General features: G+C 40.3%; 10 protein-coding genes. All 10 read left to right on the top strand.

Features of this window, described 5'->3' with window-relative positions; genetic code table 11:
* Positions 1–11 precede the first annotated feature (11 nt).
* The 10 genes from E4O04_RS08670 to E4O04_RS08625 all read left to right on the top strand — a co-directional run bounded on the left by E4O04_RS08670 (position 12) and on the right by E4O04_RS08625 (position 18,298).
* Positions 12–4,514 (top strand): 2-hydroxyacyl-CoA dehydratase, encoded by a 4,503-nt coding sequence (locus tag E4O04_RS08670; RefSeq protein ID WP_253707357.1) that lies wholly within the window; start codon positions 12–14, stop codon positions 4,512–4,514.
* Positions 4,515–4,599: 85 nt separating this feature from the next.
* Positions 4,600–5,184 (top strand): hypothetical protein, encoded by a 585-nt coding sequence (locus E4O04_RS08665; protein WP_253687709.1) that lies wholly within the window; start codon positions 4,600–4,602, stop codon positions 5,182–5,184.
* Between the two features lie 43 nt (positions 5,185–5,227).
* Positions 5,228–5,986, top strand: a complete 759-nt coding sequence (locus tag E4O04_RS08660; RefSeq protein ID WP_253687710.1) for an ABC transporter ATP-binding protein — start codon at positions 5,228–5,230, stop codon at positions 5,984–5,986.
* 15 nt (positions 5,987–6,001) lie between these two features.
* On the top strand, positions 6,002–7,702 hold the full coding sequence (locus E4O04_RS08655; protein WP_253707356.1) for a hypothetical protein: 1,701 nt from the start codon (positions 6,002–6,004) through the stop codon (positions 7,700–7,702).
* Between the two features lie 77 nt (positions 7,703–7,779).
* Positions 7,780–10,062, top strand: coding sequence for a tetratricopeptide repeat protein (locus E4O04_RS08650; RefSeq protein ID WP_253707354.1), 2,283 nt, complete (start codon positions 7,780–7,782; stop codon positions 10,060–10,062).
* The gene (gene aroA, locus E4O04_RS08645) at positions 10,059–11,429 is read left to right on the top strand and encodes a 3-phosphoshikimate 1-carboxyvinyltransferase (RefSeq protein ID WP_253687713.1); all 1,371 of its coding nucleotides are present in this window, start codon (positions 10,059–10,061) and stop codon (positions 11,427–11,429) included. Before E4O04_RS08650 ends, aroA begins: the two co-directional genes overlap by 4 nt.
* Positions 11,430–11,528: 99 nt before the next feature.
* Positions 11,529–14,492 carry a ligand-binding sensor domain-containing protein gene (locus tag E4O04_RS08640; RefSeq protein WP_371922241.1) on the top strand — a complete coding sequence of 988 codons (2,964 nt, stop codon included), beginning with the start codon at positions 11,529–11,531 and terminating at the stop codon, positions 14,490–14,492.
* 60 nt (positions 14,493–14,552) lie between these two features.
* On the top strand, positions 14,553–15,089 hold the full coding sequence (locus E4O04_RS08635; RefSeq protein ID WP_253687715.1) for an adenine phosphoribosyltransferase: 537 nt from the start codon (positions 14,553–14,555) through the stop codon (positions 15,087–15,089).
* Between the two features lie 142 nt (positions 15,090–15,231).
* Positions 15,232–17,001, top strand: a complete 1,770-nt coding sequence (locus tag E4O04_RS08630) for a V-type ATP synthase subunit A (protein ID WP_253687716.1) — start codon at positions 15,232–15,234, stop codon at positions 16,999–17,001.
* A 1-nt stretch (position 17,002) separates the two neighbouring features.
* The gene (locus tag E4O04_RS08625) at positions 17,003–18,298 is read left to right on the top strand and encodes a V-type ATP synthase subunit B (RefSeq protein ID WP_253687717.1); all 1,296 of its coding nucleotides are present in this window, start codon (positions 17,003–17,005) and stop codon (positions 18,296–18,298) included.
* Positions 18,299–18,308: the final 10 nt, after the last annotated feature.

Below are 18,308 nucleotides of genomic sequence, written 5' to 3'. Positions count from 1 at the left end.
CGGTTGGTGTTATGAATAGAGAGAGTGTGCTGCGTTTTGGAATCGATGTCGGATCGACTACCGTAAAGGTTATTGTTTTAGAAGATGACGGAACGGTTTTGTTCAGTAAGTATCAAAGGCATAGGGCCGATATACGGACAACTATTATATCCGTTTGCGAACTTGCTGTTGAAGCTGTCGAAAAAAAATACGGAGAAGATGTAGAGCTCTCCCTCATTGTAACGGGATCAGGAGGGCTTGCCGTTTCGCACTGGCTCAATATTCCCTTTATTCAAGAGGTCGTAGCCTCAACTGCCGCCGTAAAAAAAATAATTCCTCACACCGATGTTATAATAGAACTCGGCGGCGAGGATGCAAAGATTACTTATTTTGAGCACGCCAATATCGAGCAAAGAATGAACGGAACCTGTGCAGGAGGTACGGGCTCTTTTATAGACCAGATGGCCGCCCTCTTGGAAACCGATGCCTTGGGCTTAAACGAGCTTGCAAAAAATGCTAAGACCATTTACCCTATAGCCGCCCGCTGCGGAGTCTTTGCCAAGACCGACGTTCAGCCCCTTATAAACGAGGGCGCAAAAAGAGAGGACATAGCAGCCAGCATCTTTCAGGCTGTTGTAAGCCAGACTATTTCGGGCCTTGCCTGCGGTAAGCCCATAAGGGGAAAGGTTGCTTTTTTGGGAGGCCCCTTACATTTTTTAGATCAGTTAAGGCACAGGTTTATCGAAACCTTAAAGCTTAAAGAAGATGAAATTATCACTCCTGAAAATTCGGAACTCTTTGTAGCCATGGGGGCAGCCTTGAGTGCCGCCGGAGGCTTTAAGATACCTAAGACTTCAAGCTCTCCCTTTAACCGGTCTGCTCTCTTGGACCTAAAAAAGGCTCAGTTTAAAACCTCTACAAAAAAGGACGAAAATAAATCGCCTCTTGTTTTTGAGGAGGAGCCTGAGACAAAACCCCGGTTTATAGCACTTTCAAAATTCAAAAAAGATATTTATAAGATAGCTTCTTCCGAGATGCCCGAGGTTCAGCGCCTTCCTCCTCTTTTTAAAAATGAAGAAGAACTTGAGACTTTCAGGATAAGGCATGCAAAGGAAAAAGCTCCCTCGGCCGATATTTCCTCTGCTTCCGGCCCCGTCTTTTTAGGGCTTGATGCAGGCTCAACTACCACCAAGGCCGTTTTAATTGATGGGGAAGGAAAAATTCTCTGGCGTTTTTATGATGTAAATGCAGGAAATCCTGTCGAACTTGCAGTAAGGGTTTTAAAAGACCTTTACAAAATGCTTCCTCCAAAAGCCTATATAGCCCGCTCCGTTTCTACAGGATATGGGGAGGGGCTTTTTCAGGCTGCTTTGGGTGTAGATGCAGGAGAGGTTGAAACGATCGCACACTACCGTGCCGCAGAATTCTTTTTACCCGGAGTAGACTTCCTTTTGGATATAGGCGGTCAAGATATGAAGTGCCTCCGCATGAAAAACGGAGCCATAAGCTCTATTCAGCTGAATGAGGCTTGTTCCTCAGGCTGCGGAAGCTTTTTGGATAACTTTGCCCGATCCCTCGGAATGAGCATAAGCGAATTTGCAAATAAGGCTCTTCTTGCCGAAAAACCCGTAGATTTAGGTACACGATGCACGGTTTTTATGAACAGCCGCGTTAAGCAGGCTCAAAAAGAAGGAGCCTCGGTAGGAGACATTTCTTCAGGTCTTTCTTATTCCGTTATAAAAAATGCCCTCTTTAAGGTTATTAAATTGCGCGATGCCTCCGAGGTAGGAAGCAAGGTAATAGTGCAGGGCGGAACCTTTAATAACGATGCCGTTTTGCGTGCCTTTGAGCTCGTTTCGGGAAGACAGGCTGTCCGCCCCGATGTTGCAGGCCTTATGGGTGCATACGGAGCTGCCTTAATTGCAAAAGATCAATGGCATGACCTTGACGAAGAAAATCTTTCCGAAGGAAAAATAAGATCGAACATTGCCGATATGGAAGGCTTGGAAAACTTTAAGGTAAAGCTTGATTTATTGCGCTGTCCCAAATGCCCGAATAACTGCCTTTTAACCGTAAATACCTTCGACATTTGCGGGGTAAAGCGCCGTTTTATTACGGGAAACAGGTGTGAGCGCGGTGCAGAACTCGATAAAAACAGCGGAATTGAAGAGTGTTCATCTCAAGTTTCCTCTAAAGATCAAGAAGATGTAAACAAAAAAGATATACCCAACCTCTTTGACTGGAAGTATAAGAGGCTTTTTAAATATAAGCCCATTCCTAAAAATGAAGCTCCACGAGGCGAGATAGGAATTCCGCGGGTTTTAAACATGTACGAAAACTATCCGTTCTGGTTTACCTTTTTTACTGAGCTGGGATTTTCGGTTAGAATTTCTCCCCGCTCAACCAGAGGAACCTACGAGATGGGTCTTGAATCTATTCCGTCCGAATCGGTTTGTTATCCCGGAAAGATAGCTCACGGTCATATTGAGGCCCTCTTAAAATTAGGCGTAAAAAATATTTTCTATCCCTGTATTCCCTACGAAAAAAAAGAAGATGACGGAGCCGGAAATCATTATAATTGCCCCATTGTTACAAGCTATCCTGAGGTTCTAAAAAACAATATCGATGTTCTCAGGCAGGATGCAAATATAATTTATTTAAATCCCTTTTTACCCTATTATGACAAGAACCGATTGATAGATCGTCTTCATGAGGAGCTGGGTGCAAAGTTTTCGATACGTTTGGAAGAAATAATGACTGCCGTTAATGCGGCATGGACCGAAGAAGAAGGCTTTAAAAAGGAAACGGAGGAGAAGGGAGAAGAGGTTTTACGCATAATGAAAGAAAAAAATCTTAAAGGCATTGTGCTTGCAGGCCGTCCCTATCACCTTGACCCCGAAATAAACCACGGCATCCCTGAAATGCTCAACGGTCTCGGTCTTGCGGTTTTAACCGAGGACTCGGTTGCCCACCTAGGAAAAATAGAGCGGCCCTTGCGTGTCGTAGATCAGTGGACTTATCATAACCGTCTCTATAGGGCCGGAAACTTTACTGCAACTCAAGATAATCTGGAATTTATACAGCTTACCAGCTTCGGCTGCGGTTTGGATGCGGTAACGGCCGATCAGGTTCAGGAAATAGTTGAGTCAAAGGGGAAGATGTACACCCTCATAAAAATAGATGAGGGTTCAAACCTCGGAGCCGTGAGAATAAGAGTACGTAGTCTTTTGGCTGCTGTCAAGGAAAGAAAGAGGCATAAACTTTCTTTAACAAAAAAAAGCTCGGCCTATGAGCGCATAGTTTTTTCAAAGGATATGGAAAAACGATACACTATTTTAGCCCCTCAGATGTCTCCCATTCATTTTGACCTTATAGGGGCAGCTATTTCTCATTCAGGCTATAATCTTGAAATTCTTACCGAAATAGATCAAACTGCCGTAGAGTACGGCTTAAAGTATATAAACAATGATGCCTGTTATCCTGCCATCATTGTTGCAGGACAGATGATAGCAGCCCTAAAATCTGGCCGCTACGATTTACGCACCACAGCTTTGGCGATTACCCAAACAGGGGGAGGCTGTCGGGCCACAAACTACATAGGCTTTATCAGGCGGGCCCTTATAGATGCCGGTTTGGGCTTTGTTCCGGTAATAGGTATCAGTGCCCAGTCCATCGAAAAAAATCCCGGTTTTAAATTAAAGCTCCCTGTTTTACACAGGGTTGCTCAAGCCATGTGCTTAGGCGACCTTTTGATGAGGGTGCTTTACCGTACCCGCCCATACGAAAAGGTTCCCGGTTCTGCAAACGAAATATATAAAAAATATGCCGTCCGTATCAAGGATGAGTTAAAAAAAATGTCCTCTAAAAAATATAGGGAAATAATAAACGGTATTGTAAGCGAGTTCGACAATCTCCCCTTAAGAAATATCCGAAAACCGAGGGTCGGCGTAGTAGGGGAAATCCTGGTTAAATTCCACCCTGCAGCCAATAACGATATCTTTAGTACAATCGAAAGAGAAGGAGCGGAATGTGTCGTTCCTGATCTCTTGGACTTTTTTCTTTATTCTTCTGTTTCGGGTATCTATCACAATACCTATCTCGATTATTCGTTTAAAAAACGATTCATTGCAAATTTTACAATCTGGGTCATGGAAAGATACAGAAAGCCTATAAAAAAAGCTTTAAAGCGAAGCAAGCGTTTTACTCCTCCTGAGAGCATATACAGACTAGCTGATTCAGTAGACGGAATTTTGCAGCTGGGTAATGTGACGGGAGAAGGCTGGTTCTTGACGGCTGAAATGATAGAACTCATTCATTCAGGCGTTTCAAATATTGCCTGTGTTCAGCCCTTTGCCTGCCTCCCCAATCATGTAACCGGCAAGGGAATGATAAAGGAGCTGCGACGCCGTTACCCTGAGGCCAATATCTCTGCCATCGACTTCGACCCGGGGGCGAGCGAGGTAAACCAGCTCAACCGCTTAAAACTCCTCCTAGCCAATGCCAAACCCGGCCTCCACCCCGATGAAACAAAGTGAGAAGTCCTTTGTACTTTTCTCCCCTTCTTGACACTAAACTTTTTATTTTAGTATAATTTTAGCTTATAATAATAAGGAGTTTACTTTGACAAGAGATTTAGGAATATTAAAGGGAATTTATCTTGCTCCTTACATGCAGGTTGCTACCGCCTTAATCGGAAAGGCCCGTCATGCAGGAGGAAATATGTTCCGGCATCAGGTAGATACTATGGGCATTCTTATAGACTACGGATACATCGACAGTGTTCTTTTAAAGGCTTCTTTAATTCATGATGTTATCGAAGATATAGAGGATTTTAATGTAAACGAAATTTTAAGTATCGATTCCGAATCAGGACAGGTTTATGAGCTTGTTTTGGAGGTTACAAAGAAAAAGGGTCAAGAGAAGACCGAATATCTAAAAAACATAATAAAAAACGGGTCCGAAAAGGCTAAAATTTTAAAATGTGCCGACAGAATAAGCAATATGATAAGTTTGGGTTTTGTGACGGATCCCGAATTTATTGAACGCTATTGCAATGAGACGGAGCTCTATATTTTTCCTATAGCTTTGGAAGTTAATTTTGAAATGTACAAGGAGCTTATGGCCTTGGTAGTTTCTCGCAGACAATATTTGGTTGAGTGCGGTTATCTTGAAGAAAGTATAAAAAAAATGCGCAAGGCACGGTAAAACAGTTTAGGGGAATTACGATAAACAGTTCACGGGGGTATTTATGATTGAAATTTCAAATGTTTCAAAGGCTTACGGATCTTCTAAAACAAAGGCTGTAGACGGTATTTCGGTAAACGTAAAAAACGGCGAAATCTTCGGCTTTTTAGGGCCGAACGGAGCCGGAAAAACAACTACAATTAAGATGATAACGGGTGTCCTTAATCCCGATTCCGGAGCAATAATTGTTGACGGCATAAACATAGCCGATGACCCTATGGAAGCAAAAAGAAGAATAGGCTATGTTACCGATAACCCGGAACTTTTTTCTCAGCTTAAGGCTGCCGAATACTTAAATTTTATAGGCGATGTTTATGGAGTACCCGCAGATTTAAGACAAGAAAGAATAGAGCGGTATACCAAGCTTTTCGGCATAAATGAAGCCTTAAACGGGAGTATAGGAAGCTTTTCCCACGGAATGAAGCAAAAACTTTTGGTTACCGGAAGCCTCTTATCCGATCCTCCTGTTTGGATCTTGGATGAACCTATGGTAGGCTTGGATCCTAAATCTGCCTTTTCCCTAAAAGAAATTATGAGAGAAAGAGCAGACGCAGGAAAGGTCGTTTTCTTTTCGACCCATGTCATGGAAGTAGCCGAAAAACTTTGCGACAGGCTTGCAATCATAAATGCAGGTAAGATTATGTTTGAAGGCTCTTTACAGGAGCTGCGTGAAAAAAGAGGCGAAAACGCTTCTCTTGAAAAGCTCTTTTTGGAGCTTGTTGACGATAAATATTCTTCTGATTTTGAAAACGGGGACGCTTAAAGAGAGCTAAAAGTTATGAAAGTTTTTTTTAGATTGGTTAAAATTTATTTGGCTTCGGTTTTTAATTTTAAAAATTTTAAGGCTCAAATTCAAAAAAGAAAAAAGAAGGGCGGTCAAACCGTAACAAGAAATTCCAAGGCTAAGATACTCGGCATGGCGGTTTTGTTTTTAGTGGTTTTTGCCGAGTTTTTGTTTATCTTCGGCTTTTTTATTTTCGGCCTATACGGAACGGCACAGGCTGTAAACAATATAAGTATTCTTTTTGAGGTAACGGCTGTTATTATCTCTTTTATGAGTCTCCTATTCGGCTTTATGCTTACTGTTTCCACCTACTATATCGGTGAAATTGAAGAACAGTTTTTGTCTATGCCAATTAAGCCTCGTACCTTGTTCGCATCAAAATTTTGTGCAAACAGTATTAACTCTTTAATTACTTCTTTTGCATTTTTTGCAGTTTTGATGGGAATATACGGCTATATGGAGTCTCCGCCTCTTATATTTTATCTCTGGGCCCTCATCTGCTCCCTTGCGATTCCTCTCCCCATGATTTCCGCCTGTTATTTTGTTAATATCCTAATTATGCGTTTTAGTAAGGTGTTTAAAAATAAAAATGTTGTCATGGCTATAAACGGAATTTTAGGTATGGCCTTGGCCCTGGGCTTCAATTATATAATCCAATCGGCTGCTGGTTCCGATCCTGAGGCTCTTTATAAAATAGTCGAATCCAATGCTGTTATCTTCCAAAATTACGGCTTATACTATCCTCCCATAAAACTTGTAGGCCATATACTAAGTGAACCGGCTTCCATTACAAGCTTTTTATATCTAGTAGTCCTTATTGCCCTTTGTGGAGCCCTTCCGGCCTTGGTCATCGGTCTTATGTCAAAACTTTATACCGAAAGCCTTATAGGTTTTAACGAAAAAAGCGTAAAAAAACTTGAAGCAAAACAGGTTTCAGCCTTTTTACATAAAAACATAAAAAGCTCAAGCCCCTTTATGGCCTATTTAAAGAGGGAATTTAAAATGATGAACCGTACTCCGGTTTATCTTTTAAACGGCCCCTTTTCGATTATATTTATGCCGATATTGATAATCGTTATAAGTATTGCAAAGGGGACAAACTTAAATAATGTGCCGCCTCATGTACTTGATTTTATGCAGGGAAATGCGGGCTTTGTAATTACGGGCCTTGCAGCAGGCTTTTTAGGTTCTATGACTAACATTGCAGATACGGCTCTTTCAAGGGATGCCAAATTTATCCCTTTTATTAAGAGTCTGCCTATTGATATTGCAGCTTATATGTACGCTAAATTAGCCCATGCCATGATTTTCGCTCTTTTTGCCATAGTAATAGGGGTTGGTTTTGCAGGCTTTGTATTTAAATTCGGCCTTCTGCATATAGTTCTATCGGCCTTGGTAGCCCTTTGCTTTTCGGCCCTTGTCAACCTTGTTTCCTTATTTTTGGATACGGCCCATCCTAAACTTCATTGGGATAATCCTGTGGCAGCAATGAAGCAAAATACAAATGTTGTTTTTATCATGTTTTTTAATATGATTATTTTGGCTATTTCTGCCGTTGTAGTATTTTTCACCATGAATTCCTATCTCTGGGTAATCTTAATATATTTTTGCGGTATACCTGCCGCTGTCTTTGCAGTTTTGATTAAGCCCTATGGAATATATGCGGAAAAAAAGATAGAAAGCATTGAATTGTAATTACCTGCTGTTGTTAATAGAATTGTAATTACCTGCTAGACTAAAATGCGTTTTTTTTGTAATCTCTATAAAGCATTATGGAACGACTTAAATTATATTTTTATTATTTTAAGAACAAAATTCTAAAAAAGTATGAGGGCAAAAAATCTCAGCCGGCGATAGACACGGAAGAAATAAAAGAAGAGATATGGGAAGCCGATTTTTCTAAAAAAGAAAATGCCCGTTTTTTAGAAGAAACAGGAGACGGTTACCGGTCTTTGTTTGAAGAAAACCTTGACGGTAAACAATCTTACTCTTTGGAGCTTAAGCGCAAACATCTTTATGCTTGGTCCTTAAACCCTGTATTTAGGTATAAGGACTTCGTGCTTGATGCCGAAATTGAGCTGCCTGTTTTTACCGATAACTTTTTTCCTGAAGAAAATACAAGTGCAGGCTATTGTGCTGCCGGCTTTGTGTTTAGACATATAAGCGATAAGGCCTTTTACTCTCTTCTTATTTCCGACAAGGGATGGATAAGGCTTGAAGCTGTTGTAAATTCTACTCCCATGCCCATCCTAGGCTGGACAAAGCCTTTAACCGATGTTGATAGTTCAAAATTTAAAATAAAACTAATCTGTGCAGGAACAAGTATAACGGTCCTTGTAAACAATACTTGGCTTGGTAAATTCGATTCCGATATTGTCCAAGCTGCCGGAAAAATAGGCTTTGCCGGTCAAAACTGGGAATCGCACTCAAAGGTAAAATTTTATTTAAACGAATTTAAAATTATTTCTCAGCCCCTCCTTGTCGAAAATACCGATTCCGCCGCCAATAATCCTGATGCTATTTCTCCTGAGGCCTATATCAACCTTGCTTCAACATATTACGCTATGGGACAATATGTAGCCGCTGTTTATCAAATAAAGCAGGCATGGAAACTACGTGATCCCGGTATTCAAGATCATATTTTGGCAGGAAGAATATATTTTGCTCAGCGTTTAAATGAAGAAGCTGAAAAAGAATTTTTATCGGCCCTTGATATTGAACACGATAATTATGAAATAATGGCTGAACTTGCCGGCCTTTACTACCAATCGGGAAATATGAAAAAATTAGGAGATCTTCTCAAAGATATTCCTACTGAAGAAATTGAAAAGTCGGTCTTGCTTTGCTCTTTACAGGGGCATTTTTTAAATTCTCAAGGAGAACATGAAAAATCGGCCGCTTTCTATGCAAAGGCCTTTGCATTAAAACCTGAACAGGGCGTATTAAAATATAATGAGGCAAACGAATTAAATCTTGCGGGAAAGAAGTCAGAGGCTATAGAAGCCTATACTGAAGCCGGAAAAATCTTTTTGGCTTCTGAAGAATACAATGAAATGGCCGATGTAATAAACGCCCTTGAGCGTATTGCTCCGGAAGATGAGCGTACATGGGCCTTAAGCGGTAAATTCTATTATGCTGTAGATAATAAATGGGAAGCTAAGGTTAATTTTAAAAAGCTCTGTGATGCAAAGACAAGCGATTCTACGATATGGTATTTGTACGGTCTTCTTATCCACGATGAAAACCCTGAGGAAGCTATTAAATTCTTTAAAAAGGCTTGTAAGCTTGGACCCGAACACGGCCTTTATCATTTTCGCTTGGCTGAGGCCTTGTATCTAATAGGGGAAGACTGCTCTGTTCCTCTTTTAGAGGCAGAAGCCCTTGAGCCTAACAACGGCTGGGTTTTTAATTTAAAAGCTCTTTGCGCTATTGATGAAGATGCCTTTTTTGATGCACAAATCGAAATTGAAAAAGCCCGCAATATGCTCCCGGATGAGATAGTTATTTTGGAAAACTATGTAGAAGTTATGCGCCTTCAAGGCCGCCTAAAGGAATGTGCCCCTCTTTTTGATATAGAGGCAGGAACGGCCGATTTGGCAGCAGAAAGAAATAGGGGCGAAGCCTTTCATGTTTATGCAAATGCCTTGTTCTTTGACGAGCAATATGATGAAGCCGATATTTGGTTTCAAAAAGCCTTAAAGCTAAAACCCGAAGATCCGGTCCTTTTAACAGATAAGGCTGAAAACTCAATTCAGATAGGTTACTTAAACGATGCTGACGGTCTTTTGGTCAAGGCTATGGATATTGCGCCTACGGAAAGAATATATAGGCTTATAGCTCTTCTTGCAATAAAAAAAGGCGACCATGCCCGTGCCGAGGTAGGCTTAAGGCAGGCTATCGAAGAATTCGGCGCAAGCGAGGAACTTTTATTCGATCTTACAAATCTTTATATCCAGACAAACCGGAAAGAAAAGGCTAAGGAAACGATAAAGCTTCTTGCCGGCTGTGAAGACCAAGAACGCCTAAAAGAACTAAAAGCTCTTTTAAAAAAATGATTTTAAAGATTAAAAAATCTTCATATCTTTCTCCGGTACAGATAGAGGTTCCGCCCTCAAAGAGTCATTCGATGAGGGCACTTGTTTTAGCCTCATTTGCAGAAGGTTCTTCCGAGATTAAAAATCTTCTTATGAGCGGAGACACTAAAACGGCCATTGCGGTATTTGAATCCTTAGGCGTAAAATTTAAAATCGCGCAAAAAAACACATCTTCTGCAGATATAGTTGTTTTTCCTCCGAAAGAAGGCTTAAAAAAACAGATTAAAAAGCAAAAATCCGTAAAAATAGATACCGGGAATTCCGGAACTCTTTTTTATTTTTTAGGTTCTTTTCTTTCCTTGATGCCTTCAGACTTTGTTTTAACAGGCGACTCGTCAATTCTAAAAAGACCTGTCAAACCCTTAACTGAAATTTATGAGGGGCTGGGTTTAAAATACGAATTTCTTGACAGCCCCGAAAGAGCTCCTATACGGGTTTTAGGAACTCACATCAGACGTTTAGGAACAGCATCTTTAATCACATGCCTTGAAGAAAAAAAAATCTGTCTTGAAGGAGATTTTTCGCAACCTGTAAGCGGCCTCTTGCTTGGAGCCGGCTTATTAGAGTCTTCTTTACAAATAAATTTAAAAAGAGCAGGGGAATTGCCCTATTTAAAAATGACCCTTCATTGGCTTAAAACTTGCGGTATTAAATTCGATGCTTCGGATGATTTTAAGGCCTTTAGACTTAACGGAAATCAAAAACTTTCGCCCTTTTCGGCAAGTATCCCGGCTGACTGGTCAAGCGCCGCCTTTCTCATTGCCTTAGCATTGATTACAGCTTCTCCTTTCAGTATAAGCAACATAGATATAAATGACGTACAAGGGGATTCCCGCATAGTCGAGGTCTTAAAAGAAATGAACGCCGATATCCGCTTTGAAGAAAAAACACAAACCCTTAAAATTTACCCTTCAAGCTTAAAGGGCGGAACCTTTGATTGTTCCGATATTCCGGATGCGGTGCCGGCTCTTTCTGCAATCGCATCCTTTGCAAATGGCGAAACCCTTTTAAAAAATATAGAAATATGCCGTTATAAGGAGTGCGACAGACTTTCTGCAATTGCCTCAGAATTAAAAAAACTTGGAGCAGATATTGCGGAAGGCAGGGATTTTTTACTTATCCGAGGAAGCGGAGGAAAGAACTTAAAACCTGCTAAAGTTTTTTCGCATGGGGATCACCGCATAGCTATGATGCTTACGGTTATGGGTGCAGGTATCGAAAATAAAGAAAAATCGGATTTTATCCTTCAAGATGCCGAATGCTTTAATATAAGCTATCCTTCCTTTTTGGAAGATCTAAAAAAGATAGGGGTTAATATTAGTCAATAAAGGCGCTAATACTTTTAGTAATGAGCAGTTGACTTTTTCTTTTTAATGTTTTAGACTTTTTAAGTCATGTATTGATGTTTGATATAAAGGATGGGTAATGTGCATAAAAAAGTAATTCTTTTCTTTCTTATTTTGTTTACTTTTAATTTATTCGCTGATGAGGATGTTTTTGTTTTTTATTCTCAGCCTTCATCCATTGCCTCCAAATTTGTTACCGGTATTTCGCAGGATTCTCACGGACGCCTTTGGTTCGGGACTAAAGAAGGTCTCGGCTTTTATGACGGTATTAAATATAAAAATTATGAATATATTCCTTTTTCTAAAGATTCCATTCAATCCTCTCAAATCCAATCCTTATATAGGGACCCGATAAAGGCAAAAAACGGAAGCGATGTTTTTTGGCTTGGCACCTTTGACGGAGTTGAAAGGTTTAATGTCGATACCGAGACCTTTACTCATTTTGATATGACAAACTCGATTGTTTTCGGCTTTTTAAGGGATTCTCACGGCCGCCTATGGGTGGGAAGTTTGGATGGTTTATATATCTTAAATGAAGATGACGGATCCGTTATAGAGTTTTCTCAAACTGCCGAATTTTACATAGGAAACAATGGAATAGCCGATATTTATGAAGACTCTGAGGGACGGATATATGCCTGTACACATGGGGGCTTGTGGGAGTATGATGAGCCCAATAAAAGATTTAAACCGTCACGGCTTTTTGGAAACGATAGCAGCCTTATGGAATCCCTTGTTCATAATATTTTGGAAGAAGACGGAATATATTGGGTATCCGTTTGGAATACCGGACTATTTCGAATTGATCCTAAAAACGGAAAGAGAGAACTTTTTTCATTTTCAAACAATAAAATATCCTGCCTATCAAACAAATTTTCTGATGATGTACTCTTGATAGGGACTTGGGGTGGAGGCTTAATAAGTTTTGATAAAAATACATATTCTTATACAGAATATACTTCAAAGCAGCGTTCGTATAATCTTTCAAACGATTTTATTTTTTCGATACATGTAGATAGTTACGGTTCATTATGGGTCGGCACAAACGGAGGCGGAGTAAATATATATGACACTAAGCGTATGTGGTCAAAGCTTATATTGCTTCATGAAAATAAGGTTACCGGCAGGGAAAATTCGGTCTTCGATTTGAGTAAGGATAAAAAAGGGAACTTATGGATAAGCCTTTTAAATAACGGCATCACTTATTACGATGTAAACACAGGAAAAAAGAAGCACTATCGTTATTCCGAATCTAAAATTATTTCCAACTCCGTATTTAAATTTTACATAGATAAAAATGAAGATATATGGGTCGGGACGGACATTGGCTTATGTAAGTACGATAAAAAAAAGGATGCCTTTGTCGGGGTTAATCTGTATAATGATAATATAATTGAAGACGGTGAAAGAATTATATACAGCATTACAAGCGATGATAAGGGCCTTTTATGGATAGGTACTTATGATGGAGGGCTTATTAAATTTTCACCTTCATCCGGAATTCTTAAAAGATATAAAAATGATCCTAAAAATCCGAATAGTTTATGCAGCAATCTTATTTTTAGCCTGCTGATAGATTCCTCCAAAAAACTTTGGGCAGGAACAAACAAGGGGCTTGCCGAATATAGACCTTCATCTGATGACTTTATTATATACCGATATGATGTAAATAATAGAGATGGTATTTCTTCAGACAGAATAACCTCATTATTTCAAGATGTTTCCGGTAAGTTGTGGATAGGAACCAGTGACGGCGGCATTAACATATTTGATGCCGAAAAAAAAATGATCTTAAATTATACTTCAACTGACGGTCTGCCCGCAAATTTTATTACCGGCATTACCGATATGGATAATAATTCCATATGTGTTACTGCAATAAAAGGCATGACGATATTTAATCGAAATAGTGAAATTATATACAGCTATACTTTCTATAACCATGAAAGAAGGTTTACAACAGTTCCAGTTACAATTGGAAATGAATGCTTTGTGGGAACTCAAGAAGGTGTTTTAGGCGTAGATATTAACTATCTTTTATCTTTTAAAAAACAAGAAGTTCCTGTAAAAATAAGAACTATAGGTATAAACGGAAATCAGACTCCTGCATTTAAAATTGATCTTCAAAAAGCTTCTAAATATAAGTATTCCGAAAATAATATAAGCTTTGAGTTTTCATCGATGGATTTATCTCCTCTTTCAAGGCCTTCTTATGTTTTTATGCTTGAAGGTTTTGATAAAAATTGGATAAATGCCAATATGAAAAACTATGTTCAATACACTAACCTTAAATCGGGAAAATATACATTTAAAGTAAAGGATATTTCAAACCCCTATCCTGAGCCGACGTCTTTTACCTTTATTATAGAAAAACCTTTTTGGCTTTCGATGCCGATGATTGCCGCCTATATTTTAATTTGTTCAGGCTTAGCCTTTTTAGCTTGCAGGCTTCGTCAGCTTTTTCAGTATAAGGTTGTCAATAAAAAACTTCAAGAAGAACAAAAAGATCTTATATCCGCAAACGAACAGCTTACGGTTTTATCTACAGTTGACGAATTAACAGGTGTCGGAAACAGGAGACAGCTGGACACAGTGGGGAAAGATTTTTGGCGTAAGGGTTTGGATAATAAACAGCAGATATCTTTAATAATGATAGATATAGATTTATTTAAACAATATAATGACCTCTATGGGCATCCAGCCGGGGATAATGTGCTGCGAAGTGTCGCTCAAACCTTGCAAAAAAATCTTAGAGCAAAATATGACTTTCTCGGAAGATACGGAGGAGAGGAATTCTTAATTCTTCTTTATAATAGTTCTGCTGCCGAAACAATGAAGATAGCCGAAAAACTACGTATTGAAGTTAAAAATTTAAAGATTGAACATTCGGCTGCAAAGGATAAGGTCTTAACTATAAGCTTAGGAGCTTATGCCTCCATTCCGGCCAATGAACTTTCATATGAAACTATGCTTTCCTTTGCCGATGCTGCTCTTTATAAGGCCAAAGAAAGCGGAAGAGATATCTGCAAAATGTACACAGAGTAACACTTATAAAATATTATCTTCCTATTGACCATTGCAAAAATAAGGTGTAGACTGTCTCTTATGAAAGACAAAATAATAGATGCAGCCATAAGGCGTGTTCCTGACTTCCCAAAAAAAGGAATTCTTTTTTATGATATTACCGGTGTTTTGGTAAATCCTCAAGTTTTTAGCTATTGCCTTGATAAAATGACGGAAATGTACAAGGATGAAAAAATAGATGCTGTTGCCGCCATCGAAGCAAGAGGCTTTATCTTTGCTGCCCCCTTTGCCTATAAAATGGGGATACCTCTTATTTTAATTAGAAAGAAGGGGAAACTTCCTGGAGAAACTTATTCAGCCTCTTATGACCTTGAGTATGGACAGGCGGCCGTTGAGGTGCATAAAACCGATGTAGTAAGAGGACAAAAAGTCCTTCTATTGGATGACTTGATTGCCACAGGCGGAACCTTGAGCGCAGCCAGAAAAATTTTGGAAGAGGGCGGTGCCGAAGTGGTTGGTTTTTGCGGAGTTGTCGGTCTACCTTTTTTAAATTATAACAAAGTACTCAGCGATTTACCCGTAAAAACTCTTATAGAATATGACAGCGAAAAAATTTAGTTCTATTTTTAAGATTTTTGATTTTTTTTTCTTGCATATTTTTTATTTATATGATAAAATCTAAAAGTTGCTTTGTAAATTTCTACAAAATGACTTTTAAACTTAGGATTTATGCTTTATCTATAGTATTTGGAGTTATGATATGACTAAAACAAAAGGAAAGGTAGTCGGTATTAACGGTAACATGATAAGCGTTTCTTTTGAAGGCTTGGTTACCCTTAACGAGGTAGGCTATGTTGAGGTTGGTTCAAAAAAACTAAAAAGCGAGGTAATCCGTATCGGGGGTGATATAGCTCAGCTTCAAGTATTTGAAATTACAAAGGGAATAAAGGTTGGGGATATCGTAGAATTCACCGAAGATCTTCTTTCCGTAGAGTTGGGCCCCGGTCTTTTAGGCCAAGTTTATGACGGACTGCAAAACCCCTTACCCGAGCTTGCAGAACAAGCCGGCTATTTTTTGGAGCGCGGTATCTACCTAAACGCTCTTTCCCGAACGGCAAAATGGCATTTTACTCCTTCAGCTAAAGAAGGAGATACCTTAAAGCGGGCTGACTTTTTGGGAACCGTGCCCGAAGGCAGCTTTACCCACCGTATCATGATTCCTTTTAACATGTATGGCTCTTATAAATTAAAATCTATAAAACCTGAAGGTGACTATACCGTAGATGACACAATAGCTGAGGTTACTGACGAAAGAGGAAATGTAATACCTCTTACCATGAGCTTTAAGTGGCCTGTAAAACGCCCGATTGACTGTTATGCAGAGCGATTAAAGCCTACGGAAACCTTGGTAACTAAAATGCGCACAATGGATACATTCTTCCCTGTTGCTAAGGGAGGAACCTATTGTATTCCCGGTCCCTTCGGTGCAGGAAAAACTGTTTTACAGCATGCTACCAGCCGAAATGCCGATGTCGATATCGTTATTATCGCAGCCTGTGGCGAGCGTGCAGGTGAGGTTGTAGAAACTCTTACCGAATTCCCCGAGCTTAAAGACCCCAAAACAGGCCGAACCCTCATGGAGAGAACAATAATTATCTGTAATACTTCTTCAATGCCTGTTGCAGCCCGAGAAGCTTCGGTTTATACAGGGGTAACTCTAGCGGAGTACTACCGCCAAATGGGCTTGGACGTTCTTCTGCTTGCAGACTCTACAAGCCGCTGGGCTCAGGCTCTTCGAGAAATGTCGGGCCGCTTGGAAGAAATCCCCGGTGAAGAAGCCTTCCCGGCTTATCTTGAATCCTACATTGCCGCTTTCTACGAAAGGGCCGGTATTGTCCGTCTAAGCGACGGCTCAAAGGGCTCCGTTACAATCGGAGGAACCGTATCTCCTGCGGGCGGTAACTTTGAAGAGCCTGTAACTCAGGCCACGTTAAAGGTTGTAGGCGCCTTCCACGGTCTTTCACGCGAAAGATCCGATGCCCGAAAATACCCTGCAATTCACCCTCTAGATTCTTGGTCAAAGTATCCGAGCGTTCTTCCTTCGGAACAAGTCAGATACGGAAGAAGCTTTTTACGCCGAGGTACCGAGGTCGAACAGATGATGAAGGTTGTAGGTGAAGAAGGAACAAGTATCGAAGACTTTATCATTTACTTAAAAGGCGACTTACTCGATGCCGTTTACTTGCAGCAAAACTCCTTTGATAAGGTAGACGATGCAGTTTCGGTTGAGCGCCAACAGCATATATATAATATCTTGGTTGAGATTTTAGGCTCTTCATTTAAATTTATTTCTAAGGATGAAGCCCGCTCTTATTTCAGCAAACTTAAACTTATGTTCATCGACTATAACTACTCGCCTTGGGGCTCGGATGCATTTAAATCCCATGAAGAAGGAATTAAAAAGCTCATCGCCGAAAAAGCGGATAGCTTAGATGAAAGCGCAAAAAAATTATTGAAGCAGGCGGTGTAAGATGAAAAAGGTATATAGTAAAATAGAATCGATTAACGGTTCGGTTATTACGGTTAAGGCCGACGGAGTTTCATACGGAGAATTGGCTGAAGTTCAAACCCGCTTCGGAGCCTCCCTTGCAGAAGTCAATAAGCTTGACGGTGACTTGGTTTCCTTGCAGGTTTTTGCAGGAGGTCGCGGTGTTTCGACCGGAGATGAGGTGCGCTTTTTAGGTAAGGAAATGCAGGTAAGCTATTCCGAGGATTTGCTCGGCCGAATATTTAACGGTTCAGGCGATCCGAGAGATTCAGGGCCTGCCTTAAAGGACAACATGATTCCTATCGGCGGTCCTTCGGTAAACCCATCAAAGCGTATTCTTGCAAACAGAATGATCAGAACTGGTATTCCGATGATCGACGTATTTAATACCTTGGTCGTCTCTCAAAAGCTCCCCATATTTTCAAGTTCCGGCGAGCCTTACAACGAGCTTTTGGCCCGAATAGCCATGCAGGCCGAAGTAGATGTAATTATCTTGGGCGGAATGGGCTTAAAATATGACGATTATCTTTATTTTAAAGACACCCTTGAAGAGGCCGGTGCTTTAAGCCGAACAGCCATGTTCGTTCATACGGCAGCTGACCCCACGGTTGAATGTCTTATGATTCCGGATATGTGTCTTGCAGTTGCAGAAAAGTTCGCCATCGCTGGTAAGGATGTTTTGGTTCTTTTAACGGATATGACAAACTTTGCAGACGCAATGAAAGAAATAGCCATTATTCAGGAACAGGTTCCTTCAAACCGAGGTTACCCCGGAGACCTTTACAGCCAGCTTGCAGCCCGCTATGAAAAGGCTGTAGACTTTGCCGATGCAGGTTCGGTTACGGTCTTGGCCGTTACAACAATGCCCGGAGACGACGTAACACACCCCGTTCCCGATAACACAGGTTATATTACCGAAGGCCAGTTCTATCTTAAAAACGGACGAATAGAACCCTTCGGAAGTCTTTCACGATTAAAGCAAAACGTAAACGGTAAAACAAGGGATGACCACCGTGCTCTTATGGACAATATGATTAAGCTTTATGCTTCATATAAAGACACTTTGGAGAAAAAATCCATGGGCTTTATGATGAGCGAATGGGACGAAAAACTCTTAAAATACGGTGCAAAATTCGAATCGGGAATGATGGACTTGTCGGTAAATATTCCGCTTGAAGAGGCTCTTAGCCTGGGCTGGAAGATTCTTGCCGAATGCTTTACCCGTGAAGAAACCGGTATTAAATCCGACTTGGTAAATAAGTACTGGCCGGCAAACTAAAGGGTAGGCT

This window comes from Treponema sp. OMZ 799, from assembly GCF_024181365.1.
Lineage (GTDB): Bacteria > Spirochaetota > Spirochaetia > Treponematales > Treponemataceae > Treponema_B.
This window is presented reverse-complemented; position numbering and strand designations above follow the sequence as displayed.

Bases quoted from the DNA above. Each gene is read 5' to 3' on its own strand.
- E4O04_RS08625 (WP_253687717.1), top strand. From the start codon at position 17,003: ATGAAAAAGGTATATAGTAAAATAGAATCGATTAACGGTTCGGTTATT.
- E4O04_RS08655 (WP_253707356.1), top strand. From the start codon at position 6,002: ATGAAAGTTTTTTTTAGATTGGTTAAAATTTATTTGGCTTCGGTTTTT.
- E4O04_RS08660 (WP_253687710.1), top strand. From the start codon at position 5,228: ATGATTGAAATTTCAAATGTTTCAAAGGCTTACGGATCTTCTAAAACA.
- E4O04_RS08650 (WP_253707354.1), top strand. From the start codon at position 7,780: ATGGAACGACTTAAATTATATTTTTATTATTTTAAGAACAAAATTCTA.
- aroA (WP_253687713.1), top strand. From the start codon at position 10,059: ATGATTTTAAAGATTAAAAAATCTTCATATCTTTCTCCGGTACAGATA.
- E4O04_RS08635 (WP_253687715.1), top strand. From the start codon at position 14,553: ATGAAAGACAAAATAATAGATGCAGCCATAAGGCGTGTTCCTGACTTC.
- E4O04_RS08670 (WP_253707357.1), top strand. From the start codon at position 12: ATGAATAGAGAGAGTGTGCTGCGTTTTGGAATCGATGTCGGATCGACT.
- E4O04_RS08630 (WP_253687716.1), top strand. From the start codon at position 15,232: ATGACTAAAACAAAAGGAAAGGTAGTCGGTATTAACGGTAACATGATA.